This window comes from Sedimenticola selenatireducens DSM 17993 (genome assembly GCF_000428045.1).
GTDB lineage: Bacteria > Pseudomonadota > Gammaproteobacteria > Chromatiales > Chromatiaceae > Sedimenticola > Sedimenticola selenatireducens.
In genome coordinates this window covers 212,549-233,787 of the sequence record NZ_ATZE01000004.1, presented here as the reverse complement: position 1 = coordinate 233,787, position 21,239 = coordinate 212,549, and the positions used below count along the sequence as shown (strand labels likewise).

The following is a 21,239-nucleotide window of genomic DNA, read 5'->3' as shown; positions in this document are numbered from 1 at the left end:
AACCGGCACTACCCGGTCTTTGAAGAGATATTTCCACTAGCGCCGGGATTCATCGCCAACAGGGTTGTGGTGCGTAACCGGGCATCAGACCGCAGCAGCCGATTGATGCCATCCACCGGCAATGGCGGGCAGAAGTAGTAACCCTGTACCCATCGGCAATTAAGCCGGCGCAGATTTTCCATCTGCTCCCGTGTTTCAACTCCCTCGGCGACCACGGATAGTCCGAAATCTTTCGCCAGCCTCACTATTGAACTGACCAGCCGTTTATCCTTGCCCTGGGTTCCCATGCCCTGTACAAACTGTTTGTCTATTTTTAGTGTATTAAAGCTGAAATCCTGCAGATAGTTCAGTGAACTGTAGCCTTTACCAAAATCATCGGCACTGAGTCGCACACCCAACTCACGGAGATGCGCCATATTGTCACGGGTGGTAACTTGATCGTTGATCAGCAGGGTCTCGGTCACCTCACAATGCAGATAGGCCGGATCAAATCCGACTTTCTCCAGTGTCTCCTGCACCACGTTGATAAAATTCAGATGGCTAACCTGTCTCGCGGAGAGATTCACCGAGACAAAGAATTTCGTTTCCTTGGCGTACAGGCTGTTCCAGAGATCTACCTGCCGACAGGCATTTTCCAGGACCCACTGCCCGATATGCTGAATCACGTCGGAACCTTCGGCGATTGGAATAAACTGATCTGGCGGAATATTGCCGAGCAAAGGATGTCGCCAACGCAACAGCGCTTCGAAACCCTCGACCCGGTTGGTGTTGAGACTCACGATGGGCTGGTAGTGAATTGACAGCTCATTTCGTTCAAGAACGATATGCAGATCATGCTCAATTCGGGTAGTCCTTGCCACCTCGGCATGCATTTCGGGTTCGAATATGTCGATTCTGCCCTTGCCAAGATATTTTGCCCGGTACATGGCGGTATCGGCATCCCTTAGTATCTCTTCCGGACTCTGATACTTACGGTCACCCAAACAGATACCGATACTTGCGCCCACCTTTAGCGATTGCCCTCCGATCTCAAAAGGTGTCTCAACCGAGTGAAGGATACGTTCCGCAATCTGAAAAGCTTCTTGTGACTTTGAGATGCCATCCAGCAGGAAGGTAAATTCGTCACCGCCCATCCGTGCCACGGTATCTGAAGGCCGCAAAACCTTGCCGAACCGGGCCGAAACCTCTTTCAACAGTTGATCACCCGTGGCATGGCCATAGCTGTCATTGAGATTTTTGAACCGGTCAAGGTCAACAAAGCAGACAGCAAACAGATGTGACCGGTCCCTTGCCTGTCTGGCCATTGATACGTTCAGACGGTCGCTGAACAGAAACCTGTTTGGTAGACCGGTCAGTGCATCGTAGAGTGCGCCGTGTTCAAGCCTGGCCAACAAAGCACTACGCTCAATGTGCCGGCGGCGGGCGTATAATCCAAAAGCGACAAACCCCACGGAACCACTCAGCCAGACCATGATATGGGTGATAACCATGGAGCGGGAGGTCTCGTTCGCGGCATTAAGATAGGGGGTCATGGGGATAGAGACACTGACACCCCCGCGAAGATCACCCGCTTTAAATCCTAAAACCGCGTGGCACAGTTCACACTCCTTCTTCATGTACATCGGCTTCATATAGCGCATGTAGGGTGCGCCATCAATTACGGCCTGTTCCAATACCTCTGTGACCTGTTCATTTTCAAATCGCTCAATGGCTGCCAATTCCCAGGCATCTGGTTTGTTAACCGGATTGAGTGTTATTTTTCCGGTTATTTTGCCTTTGACTCCATAGGTATCTTCAAACTCCGTTGTCATCTGCCGAAGCATGTAAGCGGGATTCATTAGGGTCAGTTTCATACCCTCTGTTGTCACGACATCCCGGCGATCAAGGTGAGCCAGGTAGGGATTTGGCGGAGTACGCTCTGTTGGTTGTACATAGACTCCACCATGCTTTGTGGCCCATTGGCGGAAGGCCTGATCCTTGTCCCAGTTGGATTTTGCGGCACTGATGGCCAGTTTGGCTTGCTCATCCTGGAGATTGCTGATATTCCAGTCGAGAGAATAGCCAACCAGGGCACTCCAGGCCAAGATAGCCAATACCACCAATTTCACAATCGGCAGCTTTACGAATATGGTTAACTGTTGATCAAGTGATTTCACACAATTGCCTGAAAAATGGCATAACCGTTTGCCCAGGCCTGAGTTTCATCGGGTCTGGGCAGATTTAAAGTGGCAATTCATCGGGTACTTCTTAATGTTTGATGAGTATCTGTATGTATTATCGGCCAGTGTCTTATCGACTTAAGCAAGCGTCTGACGGTTTGTGGCATCAATGATCAGATTCGCTCGCGGCTAGAATAAGTGACTTCATCTCCCGTACGGCATCCGCCAATCCGGAAAAAATCGCCCGCGAAATAATCGAATGGCCAATATTGAATTCGCGGATTCCAGGGATTGCGGCTATCGAGGCAACATTATGATAGTCCAGGCCATGTCCGGCATTCACCTGCAGACCTGTATTTATGCCGAACGTCACAGCATGTTGTATCCTGAGCAGTGCTTTTTCCCTTTCGGCCCTGTTCCGGGCGTCAGCAAAATGACCGGTGTGGATCTCTACGGCAGGGACTCCGATGTTGCAGGACGCTTCCAGCTGTTTTTCATCGGCGTCGATAAACAGGGACACTTTTACGCCGGCCTCTTGCAATTCCGCGCAAAAATCGCCCAGGAATCCCCGATTGGCGGCAACATCAAGGCCTCCTTCCGTTGTCAGTTCCTGGCGGCGTTCCGGTACGATACAGCAGTCGCTGGGTGCTATCCGTCGGGCGATCGCCAACATTTCAGGTGTGGCCGCCATCTCCAGGTTCATACGTGTCTGCAGGACACCCGCCAGCAGTTCGACATCACGATCCTGTATATGTCGGCGATCCTCACGCAGATGCACGGTAATAAGATCCGCACCTGCCTGTTCAGCGACCAGCGCCGCCTGAAGCGGTTCGGGGTATCGGGTCCCCCGCTGTTGCCGCAGCGTGGCTACGTGATCAATATTGACCCCCAGTAATTTTGGATATGACATTTTCATGATGTTCCGCTTAGATACCTGTATCGCTCCGATAGTCTTGACTAATCCTACAGGGCATGACGAAAAAGTTCCCTACTTTTCAAAGGCTTATCACCCAAATAAAAACCCAGTACTGTTCGCAGCAGATTTCGCGCTTCTTTCAGTTGCCGGGGGTCGTTCAGCGAACGTAATTCCAATGATAGCAACGTCTGACCACTGATGGCATGCTCAATATCTGCAGGGCATTCAGTCACGCCACTCTCCTGCACAAACCGATACCACTTCGCCGCCTCAACCGGGCGACCATCCGCCAGATCCACGGTCAGTTCGATGCCGTAACCCAGTTCAACCAGCATTTCCAGCTCAAAATAGCGCAGGGATGCTTCATTTATACCCGATGCATCCAGCTGACTAAGTAACATGCGATAGTTTTGGAACAGCCGTTCATGGGGGTCATTGCGTTGCAATAACCGAATCAGGAGTTCGTTGATATAGAACCCGCAGAAAAGTGCTTTCCCATCAAGCCGGAACATACGTCCATCGGGTTCGTAGTGCGTCAGGTTTTTAACCTCGCCTCTGCCACTCCAGTTAATCTGTAACGGCACGAATGGCTGTAACAGTCCCGAAGCGGATTTCCCCCGTCCCTTGACCCCTTTAGCGACCGCCGGGAAGCGGCCCTGCTGTTCTGTAAAACATTCTACCAGCAGGCTGCTGTTAGAATAGTCTCTGCGATGTAACAGAAAAGCGGCTGACAAGGTAGATGTCCCGGCGGTGTTCAATCACTGTATCCCAACCGGGAGAGGGCCCCCTCATCACTGGACCAGCTCTTTTTTACCTTCACCCAGAGCTGGAGAAAGACTTTCTTGTCGAAGAATTTTTCCATCTCCTTGCGTGCCTGAGTGCCGACCTCTTTCAAGGCTTCACCCTTCGCACCGATAATGATGTTTTTCTGGCCCTGGCGTTCCACCCAGATCAACGCGTCGATTCGATAGAGATTGCCCTCTTCCTCAAACTTTTCTATCTCCACCGTCAGTGCGTAAGGGATCTCTTTCGCATACCGCCGGGTCAACTGTTCACGTACCAATTCCGCGGCAAAAAAGCGCTCGGACCGGTCGGTTAGCTGATCATCCGGAAAAATATGTTCACCTTCCGGCAGGCAGGCAATTACCTGCTTCTCCAGTGGTTCCAGATTGTTACCCTTACGAGCAGATAACGGTATGACTGCAGTAAAATCAAATTTTCCTGCAAGGTTCTCCAGGTAGGGAAGCAACGCCTCCTTGTTCTTGACGGTATCGATCTTGTTAACTACCAGTAAAACCGGCATATCCAGCCGGGACAAGGCATCCAGTACCGCCTGATCTTCATCCGTCCAGCGCAGGGCCTCCACGACAAACAGGATCAGATCCACATCGGACAGGGCGGATCGCGCGGTCCGATTCAGGTAGCGGTTCATGGCATGATCACCACGCTTATGAATCCCTGGGGTATCCACATAGACGATCTGCGCCGATTCAGTGGTTTTAACTCCCAGAATACTATGGCGCGTTGTCTGGGGCTTGTGTGAGGTAATGGCAAGTTTCTGACCAATCAACCGGTTCAGCAGGGTCGACTTGCCCACATTGGGTCGCCCGACAATGGCGCAAAAACCACACCGGCCACTCTGTTGATCAGACATTGTCTATTTGCCTCAAGAATTTGCTGGCGGCATCCTGCTCGGCCTTTCTTCGACTGTTACCCGTTCCTTCAGTCGTCAGATTCAGCTCATCTACCTGGCAGCTAACGGTAAAACACTGCTCATGCTGCTCGCCGGTAATGCTGATAATGGTGTAAGTGGGCAGCGGATTCTTCTGTGATTGAAGCAGCTCCTGCAGTCGCGTCTTGGGATCTTTCTGTTGCGATTTCTTGCTCAGTGTTGATAGTTTATCTGCAAATAACTGAAGAATAACGCGACGTGCCTCCTTGTATCCGCTATCAAGATAGACTGCGGCAAACAGCGCCTCAACAGCATCCGCCAGAATAGAGCCACGTGAGTGTCCGCCGCTTCTGAGCTCCCCTGCCCCCAGGTTAAGAAACTTGCCCAGTTCAAGCTTTCTGGCGATCTGAGCCAGTGAGTCCCCTTTTACCAGCCCGGCCCGAAGCCGGCTGAGTTGTCCTTCATCGGCATCCGGATAATTGGCATAGAGATAATCTGCTATCACAAAGCCAAGAATGGCATCTCCAAGAAACTCCAGACGCTCATTGTTACTACTACCGGCACTTCTGTGTGTCAGTGCTGTTTCGACCAGCCCCAGGTTATTGAATTCATAGCCTATAGACCGGCACAGGCGTTCAACCGGTTCTCTCAATTTGAAATCAGCTCTATTTGATCGGAAAAGGAGACCAGGATATCGATATTGCCCACCATCTTTTTCTGTACCTGGTAGGTGATATCCACTTTCATAATGCCCGGACTTTTCTTGACCGTGACATGATCACTCTTCAGGTCATATACCCCATTGATGTCCAAACGCTTCATAATCATGCTTTTCACTTCACTGGCTGAACGCTTGGTAATCAACGGCTCTTCCTTCAAGGATTCCACCACATCCTTGACCGTCAGATTTTCCAGGTATATAGGACCGATCTTCATGCCCAGAAGGGCAAAAAACAGAATCAATGCAATAACCGTCATCCAACCTGTAAGGGTCATGCCCCGCTGTCTTGTCAATCCACCTTTCATCATTCCCCCTGATCTATTTTTCGTCTTGATTTTGCTTGATCAGCCGCTTCAGTTTATGCCATTGCCTATGCGAGCCCAAGTAACCGGAAAGCTCGGGAGATTCGAGTCCCAGTTCATCCAGATGGCGAACGCTTTGCCCACCAGGAGTTGTTCCGGCACCAGCCCCCAACAGCGGCTGTCATTACTGTTATCCCGGTTATCACCCATGGCAAAGTAGTGCCCTTCCGGTACGGTAAAAGGGCCGCGCATCAATACCTGACAACCATAACCAAAATCCGGCGCCACGGGGTTGATGAGGATCTCATGCTCGACATCACCCAGTTGTTCAATATTTTTCAACGCCCCGGTCTCGCGTGCCCCGCTACCGACTCCGGTATAGATTTCGACATGGCGCTGTGGTTGCGGCTCCCCGTTGATATACAGTGTTTTATTGCTGTAGCTGATCATATCACCGGGTACGCCCACCACCCGTTTAATATAGTCCACGCGCGGATTCTGCGGATACTTGAACACCACCACGTCACCACGTTTGGGATCATCCAGTTCGATCACTTTTTTGTTCAGCACCGGTAACCGGATGCCATAAGAGAACTTGTTTACCAGGATGAAATCACCAACCAGCAGCGTTGGCATCATTGAACCGGATGGGATTCTGAATGGCTCGACAACGAAAGAGCGCAATACCAGAACTGCCAGAATAACGGGAAAGAACGAGCGAGAATATTCAACCAGCATCGGTTCTTTTGCCTTGTCTTTCCCACCTGCCTGCAGTCTCCGCCTGCCAGCAAAGAAAACCGCATCAATCAGCCAGATGAAGCCGGTCAAAAAAGTTGCAATGACCAGAAATAGGGGGAAATCGAAATTCATAGGCGGTTCCAACCTGATCCCGAACTACTCGCGTAGTTTGTGAAAATTACTGTCGATTAATAATTGTGAACGTTCAATTGTCCTTTCCAACACGTAGCACTGCGAGAAAGGCTTCTTGCGGTATTTCAACTCGACCCACCTGTTTCATGCGTTTTTTACCCGCCTTCTGCTTTTCCAGCAGTTTGCGTTTTCGGGTGATGTCGCCACCATAACACTTGGCCGTGACGTTTTTGCGCAACGCCTTTACTGTGGTTCTGGCAATAATCTTACTGCCGATGGCCGCCTGTATAGCCACTTCAAACATCTGTCGGGGTATCAGCTCCTTCATCTGGGAAGTGATTTCACGCCCCCGCGACTCGCAGTTTTCCCTGTGCACAATCAGGGACAGGGCATCTACCTGTTCACCATTAATCAGGATGTCCAACTTTACCAGACTGGCTGCCTGAAAGCGTTTGAACTCATACTCAAATGACGCATAGCCACGGCTGACCGATTTGAGTCGATCAAAAAAGTCCAGCACCACTTCATTCATCGGCAGTTCATAGGTCACCTGCACCTGACCACCCAGATACTGCAGGTTTTTTTGCATTCCGCGTTTTTCAATACAGAGCGTGATAACGTTGCCGAGATGCGCCTGGGGAACCAGGATGTGTGCCTCAATGATTGGCTCGCGTATTTCGGCTATCTGATTTGGAGCCGGGAGATTCGCCGGATTGTCCACCATTACAATACTGCCATCGGTCTTCTCAACTTCGTAGATTACCGTCGGTGCCGTGGTGATCAGGTCAAGATCATATTCCCGTTCCAGGCGCTCCTGCACGATTTCCATATGCAGCATGCCAAGAAAACCGCAGCGGAAACCAAATCCAAGCGCCTGTGATGTCTCAGGCTCATAATGCAGGGCGGCATCATTGAGTTTCAGCTTTTGTAACGCATCGCGAAAGTTTTCGTAATCATCGGAGCTGACCGGATACAGTCCGGAAAATACCCGGGGACGCATCTGGGCAAATCCTGGCAGCGCACTGGTCGCCTTGTTGTCCGCCAGAGTCAGGGTGTCGCCAACCGGTGCGCCGTTGATATCCTTGATACCTGCAATCACGAAGCCGACTTCGCCCGGCCCCAGAGCGGGACGGTTCTCACGTTTCGGCGTGAATACGCCCACCTTCTCCACCTGAAAGGTCCGTCCGGTCGACATGAGGAGCATCTTGTCCTTGGGTTTAATTCGGCCGTTTACCACGCGGATCAATGAGATAACTCCCACATAGGAGTCAAACCAGGAGTCGATTATCAGGGCTTGTAAAGGCTTGTTTTCATCTCCCTGGGGCGGCGGCACAAACTCCACCAGCTGGGCCAGCAGTTCAGGTATACCTACTCCGGTTTTGGCACTCACGCGTATCGAGTTATGCGCTTCAATGCCAATGATCTCTTCAATTTCCGTGATCACCCGTTCTGGCTCTGCCGCCGGTAGGTCGATCTTGTTCAGGACCGGCAGTACCTCCAGTCCCTGCTCAATGGCGGTGTAACAGTTGGCAACGCTTTGCGCCTCCACCCCCTGAGCCGCATCCACCACCAGCAATGCCCCTTCGCAGGCGGCTAATGAGCGGGATACCTCGTATGAGAAATCAACATGTCCGGGAGTATCAATGAAGTTGAGCCGATAGGTCTCTCCATTGGGGGCGGTGTAGTTGAGAGTAACGCTCTGGGCCTTGATGGTAATGCCGCGTTCACGCTCGATATCCATGGAATCCAGCACTTGCTCGGCCATTTCGCGCTCGGTTAGACCGCCGCAAAGCTGGATAAAGCGGTCAGCGATGGTCGATTTTCCATGATCGATGTGGGCGATGATGGAAAAATTGCGAATATGCTGGAGATCTGTCATGAATGATTTACTACGCAATGAGCCCTGAGTTGTAAAGCGAAGGATTACACTTTAATAAAATCTTGTAACCCATTGAAAAAAACGGAACTTTTTTTCAAAAAGTTCCGTCGGCAATACCGTTGATTGACTGTTCCCACGAAGGCTACATCATACCGCAGTTTGTACTGTACTCAAATAGCCTCATTCGCTGTCCGGCAGGCCACCGAGAAACCTTTCCAGTCCGACCGGATCAAGATAGTAGTTGCAGATTATCTTCTCACCCGATGCCAGCACCGGGATCAGGGTCCCATACCGCTCCCGCAGATCGGGATCGCTGTCAACATTTATCAAATCGACATCAAACGGGTCGGTTTCTCGTATCGATTGAAGATGCTGCCACATGTCTTCACAGAGGTGGCAGCCATCGCGGTAGTAAAACGAGAGACCAGGATGCTCCCCGAATTTACTCATTCGGGACCTGTAAAGGAATGAAACGTGCCCCGTTTTTGCGGTGTATAAGTACAGCGATCGTCGCCCCCTTGGGCAGATTTTCTACCGCCTCGTCGAATTCCTTGACAGTTGAAACCCGCACACGGTTAATCATCTGTATTACATCACCGGGTTCAATTCCAGCACGCTTGGCTGCACCGTCATCCACTGACTGGACAAATACACCCTTGATTCCATTTAGCTTGTACTGACTCCTGATATCACTGTCCAGTTCAACAACACTCATACCCAGACTGGAGTAGCTCTGCTGCATCGATCCTTCCATGCCGCCCTGGGCCATATCATTCTTCAATTCACCAATATTTACCTTAATCGTTTTGCGTACACCATTACGCAAGATTTCCAGCTCAGCAGGTTTGTCAATTCGACTGGCGCCGACCAGGTGCTGAAGCATTGAAGAGCTTTCCAGTTTGGTACCATTGTATTTCAGTATGACATCACCTACCTCCAGGCCAGCCTTCTCTGAAGGACTGCCCGGCACAACCCTGGCGATTAAGGCTCCATAGGGGTACTCCATGCCAAAAGACTCAGCCAGTTCGCGAGTCACATCCTGGATCATGACGCCCAGCCAACCACGCTTCACCTCACCACTGGTACGTAACTGATCGACCACATTCATTGCCAACTCGATCGGTATGGCAAATGAAAGACCCATAAAGCCCCCGGTCCTGCTATATATTTGAGAATTGATGCCTACAACTTCGCCCTCAAGATTGAATAGCGGTCCGCCTGAATTTCCGGGATTGATGGCGACATCGGTCTGAATGAAGGGGACATAGTTTTCATTTGGCAGGCTACGCCCTTTTGCACTGACAATACCTGCGGTAACCGAGTGATCAAAACCGAATGGTGAGCCTATGGCGAGAACCCATTCCCCAACCTTGAGGTTGCTGGTGGTGCCAATCTTTACCTGTGGTAAATCCTTGGCATCGATTTTCAGCAGCGCTACGTCACTGGTCTTGTCCATGCCGATTACTTTCGCCAAATATTCGCGTCTGTCACTGAGCCTTACCAGAATCTCATCGGCACCTTTGACAACGTGGAAGTTGGTCATGATGTAGCCGTCATCCGAGATGATGAATCCTGATCCGAGTGAGCGGGCGTCGTACTCACGCGGCTCCAACTCACCTGGCCCGCCCTCTCCAAAGAAGTGACGGAAGAATTCGTTGAAGGGACTCCCTTCGGGAAGTTCGGGCATCTGGAACTCCCGATTCAACCGGCTTGGCACCGACTTATGCTGCTTGGTACTGATATTGACCACGGACGGGCTATTGCTCTCTACCAGCGCTGTAAAATCAGGTAATGATTGAGCCTGCACGGCATAGGATGCCAGCAATAGAACGATGAGAGCAGGGATAGAGGTTAAGCGATTTTTCAACAACAACGTCTTCATGAGTTGTGCTCCGGGTAATCTATTACAGAGTGTTCTTTGTTATGTCACTAATGACATGAATCGAACTGGTGCGGCGAAGGATTACAGCCTGATAGGAACTGCTCCTGCTGGTTTTGAAGGCAAACCAGCGTAACCAGACAAGTCCGATTAACAGACCCAGTAGACCGCAAATAATAGAAAGTGGTTCCGTAGATTGGAGACTGATTGTTTCGGCAAACCATTGCCCCAATATGCCACCCGCCAGTAATAAAATAAGCGGCACGATATAGAAGAAAAACGAGGCACGGGTCAGGGCCGATTCGTCAAGGCCAACAACCACCCGGTCACCGGTTACCGCACCTATCGGGTTCAAAACCTCTACCACTGTTCGGCGATTTCCGAACACTTTGGACAGCGCGGAGGTGCCGCAGGTGCTTTTTGCTTCACAGCTTCCGCAACTGGTTGCCCTTTGTGTTTCCACCCGGGCGAATTCCCCATTGGTCGCTGTCACTATTGCGCTCTCTTCTATCATTTCCCGATCACTATTTTGAGAAACGGAGCGATTTTGCAATGCGCTCCACTGTCATTGCCGGGACTTCACCAACCGCCGTCACCTGGTAACCGGAAATTGTATTGCCATAAGCATTGACAGTGCCCATGGTCGAATTTCCCTGCAGGCCGACATCATCGTCGTCTTCAACATAGACAGAGAGTGACGCCAAACCATCCGATAGCACGAAATGATCTATTCCCCTCGCCTGTTTTCCGGCCTTTCGTTTCGAATGCAAGGTAACATCGAATCCTTTTGGCAGATCACTGAAAGACCATCCGGAAAACTGCCGATCAGAAATAGTACGCATCGGTTTTTGCTGCACCCACTGGTAATACTCCTTGCCATCCAGCGAAATTTCCGCGATCTCTCTACTACTGCTGTGTACCTGCAATTGGGTGAACATGAGCTGGGATATCGATACACCTGAAACATTCAGCATATCGGTTTTCAGTGGAAGCGCATGCTCGGTATCCAGATACAACCGATATCCATAACGGTAAGCATCCTGGGGTATGATGGCGACAACCTTGGCCTGGCGACCGGCTACCCGTTCCTCGCCAAGCATATGGAAGTTATAGTAGTCGGAGAGTTGATTGATATCGACCGAGAATACCGCACGAAAGCCACGACCACTGACACGATTGCCGATCGAGACCGATTTGATATCCGGAGCTATACAGGTTACCGATGCATTATCCCGGAATACTTCCCGGGCCACGCCATTCAGGGAAGTCAGACGCTCTCTTTCTCCGCCATTGTCCACGGTATGAACGATTTGCATGCTTTCGAGCTGCGCATTATGCAAAAAGACAAAGGTACCATCATAATTCAGTGAATGAACGGCATTGACCATCCGCTGTAGCCAGATACGCACATCGTCCTGCGCCGTATCTGCAGTAGCATTCAGAGAGACAGTAATCAGCAGAGCGGCATTTAAAAAAATATGAATAAATCTCATATGCTTCAGCGGTTACTGTCGTAACTGACGAAGTTCGCATAGGGTATGACACCGATGCCGCCCGGAGCTGCAAATTCATTATGATCAATCAGAAAGCTGTTAAGTTTTGATTCGACTTTCGGCTCTGAAAGATTCTTCCAGCGAGTGCTCGACTGAACCAGATAGGGGGCAGGATCGGGCGCCACGCTTTCAGCAATCACCTCACTGCCCGGTTCCGGGGACATATTGGTAAATTGTGGGAACGACAGTACGGTAACTACCGCCACAGAAGCGGCCAGCGCTGCGCCACCGGCGGATTTATACCAACGGGCTGGAAAACGCCTCAAACGGGTCGCTGGAAGGGCTTGAACATTGGAAAAATCCACTGATTCATGCTCCAGTCTTGCCTGTACCCGATCAGCTATTGAGACAGCGGAAAACCGCACCGCCTCACCACGCATGGCATCACCAATCAGGTTATATCGATCCCATTTATTACGAAGGGCTTCATCTTCCTGGAGCAGGTCCAGGGTGTGACGGATCTCTTTCTGGCTGAGTTCATTATCCAGAAGCGAGGAAATCTGCTCATTGATATCGTCTGTCATTGTCATATCCGACCGGTCGATATAGTACTACTGTTAAAGTATCAGCTCAGAAGCGGTTGTAGTTTCGCATCTATCGCTGCACGGGCACGAAATATTCTTGATCTCACTGTCCCTACCGGGCACTCCATTGCCTTGGCAATCTCCTCATAACTGAGTCCCTCAAGCTCTCTGAGGGTTATGGCTGTTCGCAAATCTTCGGGAAGCTCATCTATCGCCTGACTAACGGTTTCGGCAATCTCTTTCTCCAGCAGATGATGCTCCGGGGTGGCGTGCTCTTTCAACCGGACACCGACATCCAGTTGCTCAGCTGTGTCGGCATCAATATCCGAACTGGGAGGACGGCGTTTCTGGGCAACCAGGTAGTTTTTTGCCGTGTTGATGGCGATACGATAAAGCCAGGTATAGAACGCGCTTTCCTGGCGAAAGTTGGGTAACGCTTTATACGCCTTGATAAAAGCTTCCTGTGTCACGTCAAGCGTCTCACTGGGGTCTCTTACATAGCGGGAAACCAGATTTGCCACCTTTTGTTGATACTTGAGTACCAGTAGATCAAAGGCCTTCTTATCTCCACGCTGAACACGTTCGACCAACTCCCGGTCTATCTGCCGCTCCCCCATCAGGGTGTGCCCTCTGATAGTGGCAAGCTCCGCTCCATTCTCAATGTGGTTGACAACATGCTGTGTGATAAGTTCTCAATATCCGGTTCTAGAAATCCGTGAATTAGGATAGGATTCCCCCACAGTGCCTGCGACGTAGGGACACTGTCTTTCAAGCTGAATTATGACCCCAAGCCAGGATTCGGGTAAACCCCATGAATAAAAACGCCCCAAAACAATTTGATGTGCTGATTATCGGCAGTGGAGCAGCTGGCCTGAGTCTTGCCCTACGGCTGCCCGAATCCATCAGCATTGCCGTAATCGCCAAACGCCAACTAAGCGAGGGTAACACCTATTATGCCCAAGGCGGTATCTCCGCCGTGCTGGATGTTGAAGACTCTATTGATTCCCATGTGGAAGACACCCTGGATGCCGGGGCCGGCCTGTGCGATGCACAGACGGTCCGTCTGGTCGTTGAAAAAGGCCCGGAAAACATTCAGTGGCTGCTTGATGAGGGTGTGGACTTTACCCGGGATACCCCCGCCGGCAGCGGGTATCACCTTACCCGGGAAGGTGGTCATTCCCACCGCAGGGTTATCCATGCGGCGGATGCTACCGGACAGGAGGTCGAGAGCCGGTTGGAATCCCAGGTCAAGGCCCGCCGCAACATCAGCCTGTTTGAAGAGCACAACGCCATTGATCTGATCATGGGGGCCAAACAGGGCATCCCTGAAAACCCCTGCCTAGGCGCCTACATACTGAATAAAAAGACCAACCGGGTCGAAACCTTCACGGCAAAATTCACCGTGCTGGCAACCGGTGGCGCCAGCAAGGTCTATCTCTATACCAGCAACCCGGACGTCTCCACCGGAGACGGGATCGCGATGGCCTGGCGGGCGGGTTGTCGTGTCGCGAATATGGAGTTTATCCAGTTTCACCCAACCTGCCTGTATCACCCGCATGCCAAATCTTTCCTGATTACCGAGGCACTACGGGGTGAAGGTGGTAAATTGCTGCTTCCGGATGGTACACAGTTTATGCCGCGGTTTGATAAGCGCGCCGAACTGGCACCAAGGGATATAGTGGCGCGGGCTATAGACCATGAGATGAAGCGGATTGGCGCGGACTGCCTCTACCTGGATATCAGTCACAAGCCAGCCGAGTTCATCCGTGAACACTTTCCAAATATCTACGCCAAGTGCCTCGAATTCGGCATTGATATAACCACCGATCCAATTCCTGTGGTACCGGCCGCCCACTATACCTGTGGCGGTGTCATTACCGACCTCAAGGCCAGAACCGATGTGCCGAATCTTTTCGCCATTGGTGAAACCTCCTATACCGGATTGCATGGCGCCAATCGCATGGCCAGCAATTCCCTACTGGAATGCCTGGTTTATGCGCAGCAGGCGGCGCTGGATATCGAGCAACGCCTGCCCTCAGCCGCCACGCTGCCCGAGGTCATGCCATGGGATGAAAGCCGGGTTACCGACTCTGATGAAGAGGTGGTGGTCTCCCATAACTGGAACGAACTGCGCCACTTCATGTGGGACTATGTCGGCATTGTCCGTAGTAACAAACGACTGGAACGTGCGAAACGGCGCATTAACCTGTTACGGCATGAGATCAAGGAGTACTACAGCAATTTCCGGGTTACCAATGACTTGTTGGAGCTGCGCAATCTGGTAGAGGTTGCCTACCTGATTATCCATTCCGCGCAGCATCGTAAGGAGAGTCGCGGACTACATTTTAATATCGACTTCCCCCGTCAGGACGATCGTTTCCAGAAGATGCCTACTGTCCTGATACCGAATAATTATCAACCCTTGAATCCTGTTGACTGATCCGTAGCTTGAGGTGGACCCGTAATCGTCGGTGCTGCTCAGGATCACAGTTGTCCACAAGCAGGAGATAGTATCGCCGGCTGAAATATCCTTTCCGAAACCCCAGGATTGTCAGCCGGTGGATAGAAAAACAGCTATGCAGTGCCGGGTAGTACTGAGTCGCCCCGTTCTCCCGCTCGATCAACCAGCTGCCATCCGGTCTCCAGACAATGGTTGATTGTTCGCCTGCCCGATACCGTATTTTTTGATACAGCAGATACCAGGAGACCACCAGCCAGGCAATTGGCAACAGCATCTCCAGGGGATATGAAACCGCAGCGACAACAGAATATGCGATCAACACCGCATGCAACAGGTGCCGGTAAAGGATCAATATTTTTGATTGGTGAAGCCGAATGCGCAACGGCGCCTGCTCTCTGTTCATCACACTCCCTGTGTAACAGAAATAATAGGATTTTTCTAACTAGGATCGCATCTGCATCAGCGTGATCAGGCGCCGGATATTACTATCGGAGGGAACCACGTTACCCATGACCCAGTCCAGCAACAGCTGGTCTTCAAAATCCAGCATCCGCACAAACAGCTGCTGGTCTTCAAGCGGAAGGTCGGAAAAGTGCCTATCAAGGAATCCGATCAGCACATAATCCAACTCGAGCATGCCACGCCGGCATTGCCAGCGTAGCTGCCCGAGAGGAGGAAGGCCGGATTCCTGCACTGGCACAATCACACTAGATTGAGTGCTTCAGCATCAGTTCCTTGATCTTGCCAATCGCCTTGGTGGGATTGAGTGATTTTGGACAATACTCAACACAGTTCATAATCGAGTGACAGCGGTACAATTTATAGGGTCCTTCCAGTGCGTCCAGACGCTCTTCGGTGGCCTGGTCGCGGCTGTCCGCCAGGAATCGCCAAGCCTGCAGCAGCGCCTGCGGACCGTGGAACTTGTCCGGGTTCCACCAGAACGAAGGACACGCAGTGGAACAGCAACCGCACATGATGCATTCGTACAGACCGTCCAGTTTATCCCGATCCTCGGGAGACTGCAGAATCTCCTGTTCAGGCAGGGGGTCCTTGTGGATCAGATAGGGTTTGACCGCCCGGTACTGCTGATAGAACTGGGACATATCGACGACCAGATCCCGGATTACAGGGCGACCCGGAAGCGGACGGACATTGACCGGCTCTTTCAACTCACTCACAGGGGTGGTGCAACCGAGCAGATTGCTGCCATTGACGTTAACAGCGTCTGAGCCACACACGCCCTCGCCACAGGAGTGACGGAAAGCGAAAGCCTCATCCTGACGTTTAATCTCCATCAGGGCGTCGCGAAGCATCATGCCTCGGGTCACCTCGACGTCATACTCCTGCATGTGCGGAGCGGTATCGACGTCGGGGTTATAACGGTAAACAAAAAATTTCATTCATCAACCCTCAGTAGACACGTGGCTTCGGTGGGAAGGTATCGACGGTAAGCGGTTTGGTCTGAACCGGTTTGTAATCCAGCCGATCACCCTCTTTAAAATAGACCGAATGCTTCAGCCAGTTCGCATCATCACGCTCGGTATAATCAGGACGGGAGTGGGCACCGCGGCTCTCCTTGCGCTCAAGCGCGGAAAGAACAATCGCCATACCGATGTCAATCAGGTTTTCCAGCTCCAGGGCTTCAATGCGTGCGGTATTGAACACCTTGCTCTGGTCACCCAGGCGCACATCCTTCAGTTTCTCGCGAAGCGCCTTAACCTTGGCGACACCTTCCGACATGATGTCGTCTGTTCTGAATACGCCAGCATGATCTTCCATTACCTTGCGGAACTCGTCACGCAGTTCGCGCACCGAGATACCCTCGCCCGGCTGCTCCCAACGGGTCAGTCTGGCCACGGCCTGCTCGACGGCGGTTTCATCCATCGTCTTGTGTTCCGGGTCGTCCTTCAGATGATCAATAATCTGCTGTCCAGCCGCACGACCGAATACCAGAATATCCAGCAGCGAGTTACCGCCCAGTCGATTGGCGCCATGCACCGACACGCAGGCGCACTCACCAGCGGCGTAGAGTCCGGGCACGATCTGCTCAGAGCCGTCGGAAGCAGGCACCACCACATGACCCAGTCGGTCGGTCGGGATACCACCCATCACATAATGTGCGGTGGGGAATACCGGAATCGGCTCTACTGCAGGGTCGACGCCGGCAAAGATCTTGGAGCTTTCGCGGATGCCCGGCAGACGCTTGGCGATGATATCCTCACCCAGGTGGTCCACCTTCAGCAGCACATGATCCGCGTTGGGGCCGCAACCACGTCCCTCTTTCACCTCGGTCACAATGGCGCGCGCCACCACGTCGCGGCTGGCGAGATCCTTGGCGTTGGGGGCATAACGCTCCATGAAGCGTTCTCCATCCTTATTGACCAGATAACCACCCTCGCCGCGCACACCCTCGGTAATCAGCATGCCACGTCCGGCGATACCGGTGGGATGGAACTGGAAGAACTCCATATCCATCAACGGCACGCCAGCCCGTAACGCCATGGCCATACCGTCACCGGTATTAATATGGGCGTTGGAGGTGGTACGGAACACCTGTCCGCAACCGCCGGTGGCCAGCAAGGTGGTCTTGGCCTCAATCAGCAGCGGCTCACCGGTCTCGATCTCCAGTGTCAGGGCGCCCAGGATAGCGCCTTCGCTATCACGAATCAGCTCGACACCGAAATACTCGTCAAAAAAGTGGGTGCGGGCCCGGATGTTCTGCTGGTACAGCGTGTGCAGAATAGCGTGACCAGTACGGTCCGCCGCGGCACAGGTGCGTGCCGCCTGGGCACCACCAAAATTCTGGCTCTGGCCGCCAAAGGCACGCTGGTAGATCTTCCCGTTGTCCAGGCGGGAGAACGGCACGCCATTGTGCTCCAGCTCGTAGACAGTGGGGATTGCCTCGCGGCACATATACTCGATGGCGTCCTGGTCACCCAGGTAATCCGATCCCTTGACGGTATCAAACATATGCCAGTGCCAATTATCTTCAAAGACATTGGCCAGCGCGGCATTCACACCACCCTGAGCGGCAACCGTATGGGAGCGGGTTGGAAATACTTTTGAGACAACTGCAACTCGCAGGTTGGCGTTGGCAAGCTGTAGCGCTGCGTTCAGACCGGCACCACCGGCACCGATAATCAGCGCATCAAAACGTCTTCTGGCTAGCGTCATGATATACCTATATTAATATGTGGTGTTCAGGCAGCCACACTGGCGAGGAATACAACCTTGGCAAACCAGAGGCCGCAAGCGATGAAGCCGATCGCAAACAGGCTGAGCAGACCTACCCTGGCCATGATGGGATGGATATAATCGATCAGCACGTCGCGAATGCCGACCCAGGCATGTATCAGTAGTGCTGTGACAAACAGCAACATGCCGATGGTAACACCGGGGTCCGCAACATAGGCTCGCCATGCTTCGTAGGTTTCAGGCGCATTGAAGCTCAGATGGCCGAGCATATATATAAGGTACAGGCCCAGATAGACTGCACTTATGCGTTGCAGCGCCCATGCGCGCAATCCGGATGCTTGACGACTCATAGCACTAACCCAATCAATACGGCGAGGACAGGAGCAGCCACCATAACGGCCTGCGCCGATTTGGTCTCTATCTCCTTCTCAACACCCAGGTGAAAATCAAGCAGCAGGTAACGAATGCCCGCCAGTAAATGGTGCAGCATCGCCCAAAGAACGACGAACAGGACCAGTTTAATAAACAGACTGTCCAAAATCGCCTTCGCCTCTGCAAAACCTTCCGGTCCGGAGAGAGAGAGATCAAGGGTATATGCCAGGAAGGGAATGGCCAGGATCATCAGCACACCACTGGCCCGATGTCCCACCGACATGATGGCGGCAATCGGAAAGCGGAACTGCGTCAGGTCTAGATAGACAGGCCGGTTTTTTGTCGTCATACAGATAGTCTCGTTGTCTCAGCCTAATGTACGTTTGTGTTTTTTCGTCAGAAACGTTGCACCTGACGGAACCGAACCCAATTATAGCGATTTGTCCCGGCTTTGAAAGGGTATATTTTATACAGCCATTAAATTTACTTAGCAGTAAATCATCCGTAAATAAATTTTCATTTAATATCTAACTCTCTGAGATATTTGAATAATTTACGTTGAGCGGCCGGTGGCTTTGCCATTTCCCGTTCTTTTTTTCCAGCACGAATTAATTGCCTTATGTGCTGAATGTCTACATTAGGACAAATATCCAACAGATCTGACAGAGTTTTGTCGTCGCCATCGATCAGCCGATCCCGCCACTGCTCTATACGGTGAAAACGCTGAGTATCCTGCATCGCCCGATCATCCATCCGCTTGAACAGCAACTCTACTTTCTCCGTATCCTCTTGATTGAGCAGCTTCCCAAGGCGCCGGATGTGACGACGCATGGCATTATGGCTTTTGATCCGCTGTGATTCCTGCAGGGCATCCAGCATCACGTCCGAAAAGCCAAACTCTTCCCACTGCGCCGGTTTGAGGCTGACCAGTCGCTCGCCCAATGCCTGAAGCGCCAGGTGCTGACGCTTGATTTCGCTACGGGAGACCTGTTGCTCTTCTTCATCATATTCATATGATTCAAAATCATCGGACATCACTTAACCACCTGAAAATATTCAATCATTAACTGCAATGTTCTTGCGCCTCGAAACTCATTGACTGAAAGTCGGTAAGCCGCATGAATGGTTGCCCCCTGTTGCGCCGGCATGGATTCAGCCTGATTAAAAGCGATCGCCTCCAGGATTTCGGAGCAATCTTTTCGCCGCAAAGTCATTTTTGCGTGCCTGCCGCCAACCGTCCGTTGCTGCTCAATCTCAAACCAGTCATCGAACAGCGGCTCGGGAAAGCCCTGCCCCCATGGCCCCGCCTGATCAAGCTGTTCAGCTAACTGAAGGTCCAGCTGATCCGATTCCAGACTGCCATCGGAAACCAACTCACCTGTCAGGCTCCGCCCCCTGAGCTGTACCGCCACCGCTTCATCAAACCGACTGCGAAATTCCCCAAAATCGGATTTTGCCAGGGTTAAACCCGCCGCCATGGCATGCCCGCCAAATTTCTGCAGCAACCGGGGACAGGCGACTGCTATTGCTTCCAGGGTATCCCGGATATGTAGACCTTCGATCGACCTGGCCGAGCCTTTCAGAGTGTTTTCATCTGCCTCGGCAAAAGCGATTACCGGCCGGTGATAGCGATCCTTGATACGTGATGCCAGGATGCCAATAACACCTTGATGCCACCCTTCCTGGTATACACAAAGCCCGTACGGAAGCTGTTCACCCAGTTCCAGGCGACTGAGATGCTCCAGCGCCTGCTCCTTCATCGCCTGCTCAATCTGCTTGCGCTCGCTATTCATCTGATCGAGCAGATCCGCGGTTTTCGCGGCCTGGATCGACGAATCACTGATCAATGCGGCAATTCCCACAGACATATCGTCCAGCCGCCCCGCAGCGTTAAGCCTGGGGCCCACGATAAAGCCAAGATCGCCAGCAACCGCGCGCGCTAACGACTTCCCGGCTTTGGAAAATATTTCGCGTATCAGAGGGCAACATCGGCCCGCGCGAATTCTCGCCAGCCCCTGCTGTACCAGAATCCGATTGTTATGATCCAGTCTGACCACATCGGCAACCGTCCCCAGTGCCACCAGATCAAGAAAATCAGCCAGATTTGGCTCCGCAAGATCTCTCGACTCGAACCATCCAATTTGCCGTAACCAGGCTCGCAGGGCTACCATGACATAAAACACAACCCCTACCCCGGCAAGATGTTTGCTTTCGAAAGACTCATCGGGACTGTTCGGATTCACGATTACGTTGGCGTTGGGCAAATCGGTGCCGGGCAGATGATGATCCGTCACCATAACGGCAATCCCTTTCTCTCGTAGCAGCGCCACTCCCTTCAGGCTCGATATACCGTTATCCACCGTGATCACAAGATCCGGGCCGAAATCCGCCGCCTTCCCGGCTATCTCCTCAGTCAATCCGTAACCGTCCGAAAAACGGTTCGGCACCATGAACATGACCCGTTCTGCACCCATGGCTGTCAGTGAGCGGACCGCCAGGGCACAGCTGGTTGCACCATCCGCATCAAAGTCGGCGACAATGAGTATGCGTCCATTGTTTTCCATTACCTGGTGAATCAGTTTTGCCGCCCCGGCCGTGCCACCAAGCTGCTCCGGCGGAATCAGGGCGCCCAGGCTGTATTGCAACTCGTCGGGGCCGCTCACACCGCGCAGGGCGTAGATACGCCGCAACAGTGGTGGCAGATCAGACAATTGCTCAACTGACTGGCACGAAACC

The 21,239-nt window shown here is 52.2% G+C and carries 23 protein-coding genes; 1 reads left to right on the top strand and 22 read right to left on the bottom strand.

Going from position 1 to position 21,239, the window contains the following annotated elements:
* Positions 1-8: 8 nt before the first annotated feature.
* From A3GO_RS25195 to rpoE, 14 genes are all read right to left on the bottom strand, one after another.
* Positions 9-2,156: an EAL domain-containing protein gene (locus A3GO_RS25195; protein WP_051301863.1), complete on the bottom strand. Its 2,148-nt coding sequence runs from the start codon at positions 2,154-2,156 to the stop codon at positions 9-11.
* A gap of 169 nt (positions 2,157-2,325) precedes the next feature.
* Entirely contained in the window at positions 2,326-3,075 is a 750-nt protein-coding gene (pdxJ, locus tag A3GO_RS0105340; RefSeq protein WP_029132527.1) for a pyridoxine 5'-phosphate synthase, read from the bottom strand.
* A 47-nt stretch (positions 3,076-3,122) separates the two neighbouring features.
* The gene (gene recO / locus A3GO_RS0105335) at positions 3,123-3,809 is read right to left on the bottom strand and encodes a DNA repair protein RecO (RefSeq protein ID WP_029132526.1); all 687 of its coding nucleotides are present in this window, start codon (positions 3,807-3,809) and stop codon (positions 3,123-3,125) included.
* A 20-nt stretch (positions 3,810-3,829) separates the two neighbouring features.
* Positions 3,830-4,729, bottom strand: a complete 900-nt coding sequence (gene era / locus A3GO_RS0105330) for a GTPase Era (RefSeq protein ID WP_029132525.1) — start codon at positions 4,727-4,729, stop codon at positions 3,830-3,832.
* Entirely contained in the window at positions 4,722-5,399 is a 678-nt protein-coding gene (rnc, locus tag A3GO_RS0105325; protein WP_029132524.1) for a ribonuclease III, read from the bottom strand. Before rnc ends, era begins: the two co-directional genes overlap by 8 nt.
* On the bottom strand, positions 5,396-5,743 hold the full coding sequence (locus A3GO_RS0105320; protein ID WP_169720368.1) for a DUF4845 domain-containing protein: 348 nt from the start codon (positions 5,741-5,743) through the stop codon (positions 5,396-5,398). Before A3GO_RS0105320 ends, rnc begins: the two co-directional genes overlap by 4 nt.
* A gap of 78 nt (positions 5,744-5,821) precedes the next feature.
* Positions 5,822-6,640 (bottom strand): signal peptidase I, encoded by an 819-nt coding sequence (gene lepB, locus A3GO_RS0105315; RefSeq protein ID WP_029132522.1) that lies wholly within the window; start codon positions 6,638-6,640, stop codon positions 5,822-5,824.
* A gap of 73 nt (positions 6,641-6,713) precedes the next feature.
* Positions 6,714-8,519: a translation elongation factor 4 gene (lepA, locus tag A3GO_RS0105310; RefSeq protein WP_029132521.1), complete on the bottom strand. Its 1,806-nt coding sequence runs from the start codon at positions 8,517-8,519 to the stop codon at positions 6,714-6,716.
* Positions 8,520-8,699: 180 nt separating this feature from the next.
* A complete protein-coding gene (locus A3GO_RS0105305; protein WP_029132520.1) occupies positions 8,700-8,969 on the bottom strand; it encodes a glutaredoxin family protein in 270 nt (89 codons plus the stop codon).
* Positions 8,962-10,401 (bottom strand): DegQ family serine endoprotease, encoded by a 1,440-nt coding sequence (locus A3GO_RS0105300; RefSeq protein WP_037374702.1) that lies wholly within the window; start codon positions 10,399-10,401, stop codon positions 8,962-8,964. Before A3GO_RS0105300 ends, A3GO_RS0105305 begins: the two co-directional genes overlap by 8 nt.
* A gap of 22 nt (positions 10,402-10,423) precedes the next feature.
* On the bottom strand, positions 10,424-10,912 hold the full coding sequence (locus A3GO_RS0105295) for a SoxR reducing system RseC family protein (protein WP_029132518.1): 489 nt from the start codon (positions 10,910-10,912) through the stop codon (positions 10,424-10,426).
* Positions 10,913-10,922: 10 nt separating this feature from the next.
* Entirely contained in the window at positions 10,923-11,891 is a 969-nt protein-coding gene (locus A3GO_RS0105290; RefSeq protein ID WP_037374701.1) for a MucB/RseB C-terminal domain-containing protein, read from the bottom strand.
* 5 nt (positions 11,892-11,896) lie between these two features.
* Complete coding sequence (locus A3GO_RS0105285; protein ID WP_029132516.1) at positions 11,897-12,475, bottom strand: sigma-E factor negative regulatory protein; 579 nt, start codon at positions 12,473-12,475, stop codon at positions 11,897-11,899.
* A gap of 41 nt (positions 12,476-12,516) precedes the next feature.
* A complete protein-coding gene (gene rpoE, locus A3GO_RS0105280; protein ID WP_029132515.1) occupies positions 12,517-13,092 on the bottom strand; it encodes an RNA polymerase sigma factor RpoE in 576 nt (191 codons plus the stop codon).
* Between the two features lie 194 nt (positions 13,093-13,286).
* Between rpoE and nadB the strand changes: the two genes are divergently transcribed.
* Positions 13,287-14,915 (top strand): L-aspartate oxidase, encoded by a 1,629-nt coding sequence (gene nadB / locus A3GO_RS0105275; RefSeq protein ID WP_029132514.1) that lies wholly within the window; start codon positions 13,287-13,289, stop codon positions 14,913-14,915.
* Here nadB and A3GO_RS0105270 read toward each other — a convergent pair.
* The 8 genes from A3GO_RS0105270 to recJ form a co-directional block, all read right to left on the bottom strand.
* Positions 14,866-15,339 carry a protein YgfX gene (locus tag A3GO_RS0105270; protein WP_029132513.1) on the bottom strand — a complete coding sequence of 158 codons (474 nt, stop codon included), beginning with the start codon at positions 15,337-15,339 and terminating at the stop codon, positions 14,866-14,868. The two genes, nadB and A3GO_RS0105270, sit on opposite strands and share 50 nt — an antisense overlap.
* Positions 15,340-15,378: 39 nt before the next feature.
* A complete protein-coding gene (locus A3GO_RS0105265; RefSeq protein WP_029132512.1) occupies positions 15,379-15,630 on the bottom strand; it encodes an FAD assembly factor SdhE in 252 nt (83 codons plus the stop codon).
* Between the two features lie 13 nt (positions 15,631-15,643).
* Entirely contained in the window at positions 15,644-16,336 is a 693-nt protein-coding gene (locus tag A3GO_RS0105260) for a succinate dehydrogenase iron-sulfur subunit (protein WP_029132511.1), read from the bottom strand.
* A 10-nt stretch (positions 16,337-16,346) separates the two neighbouring features.
* On the bottom strand, positions 16,347-18,110 hold the full coding sequence (sdhA, locus tag A3GO_RS0105255) for a succinate dehydrogenase flavoprotein subunit (protein WP_029132510.1): 1,764 nt from the start codon (positions 18,108-18,110) through the stop codon (positions 16,347-16,349).
* A gap of 26 nt (positions 18,111-18,136) precedes the next feature.
* Entirely contained in the window at positions 18,137-18,481 is a 345-nt protein-coding gene (sdhD, locus tag A3GO_RS0105250; RefSeq protein WP_029132509.1) for a succinate dehydrogenase, hydrophobic membrane anchor protein, read from the bottom strand.
* Positions 18,478-18,852: a succinate dehydrogenase, cytochrome b556 subunit gene (gene sdhC, locus A3GO_RS0105245; RefSeq protein WP_029132508.1), complete on the bottom strand. Its 375-nt coding sequence runs from the start codon at positions 18,850-18,852 to the stop codon at positions 18,478-18,480. Before sdhC ends, sdhD begins: the two co-directional genes overlap by 4 nt.
* Before the next feature lie 167 nt (positions 18,853-19,019).
* Positions 19,020-19,538: a ribosome biogenesis factor YjgA gene (gene yjgA / locus A3GO_RS0105240; RefSeq protein WP_029132507.1), complete on the bottom strand. Its 519-nt coding sequence runs from the start codon at positions 19,536-19,538 to the stop codon at positions 19,020-19,022.
* Positions 19,538-21,214: a single-stranded-DNA-specific exonuclease RecJ gene (gene recJ / locus A3GO_RS0105235; protein WP_245621669.1), complete on the bottom strand. Its 1,677-nt coding sequence runs from the start codon at positions 21,212-21,214 to the stop codon at positions 19,538-19,540. The genes yjgA and recJ overlap by 1 nt, the downstream gene beginning before the upstream one ends.
* Between the last annotated feature and the right edge of the window lie 25 nt (positions 21,215-21,239).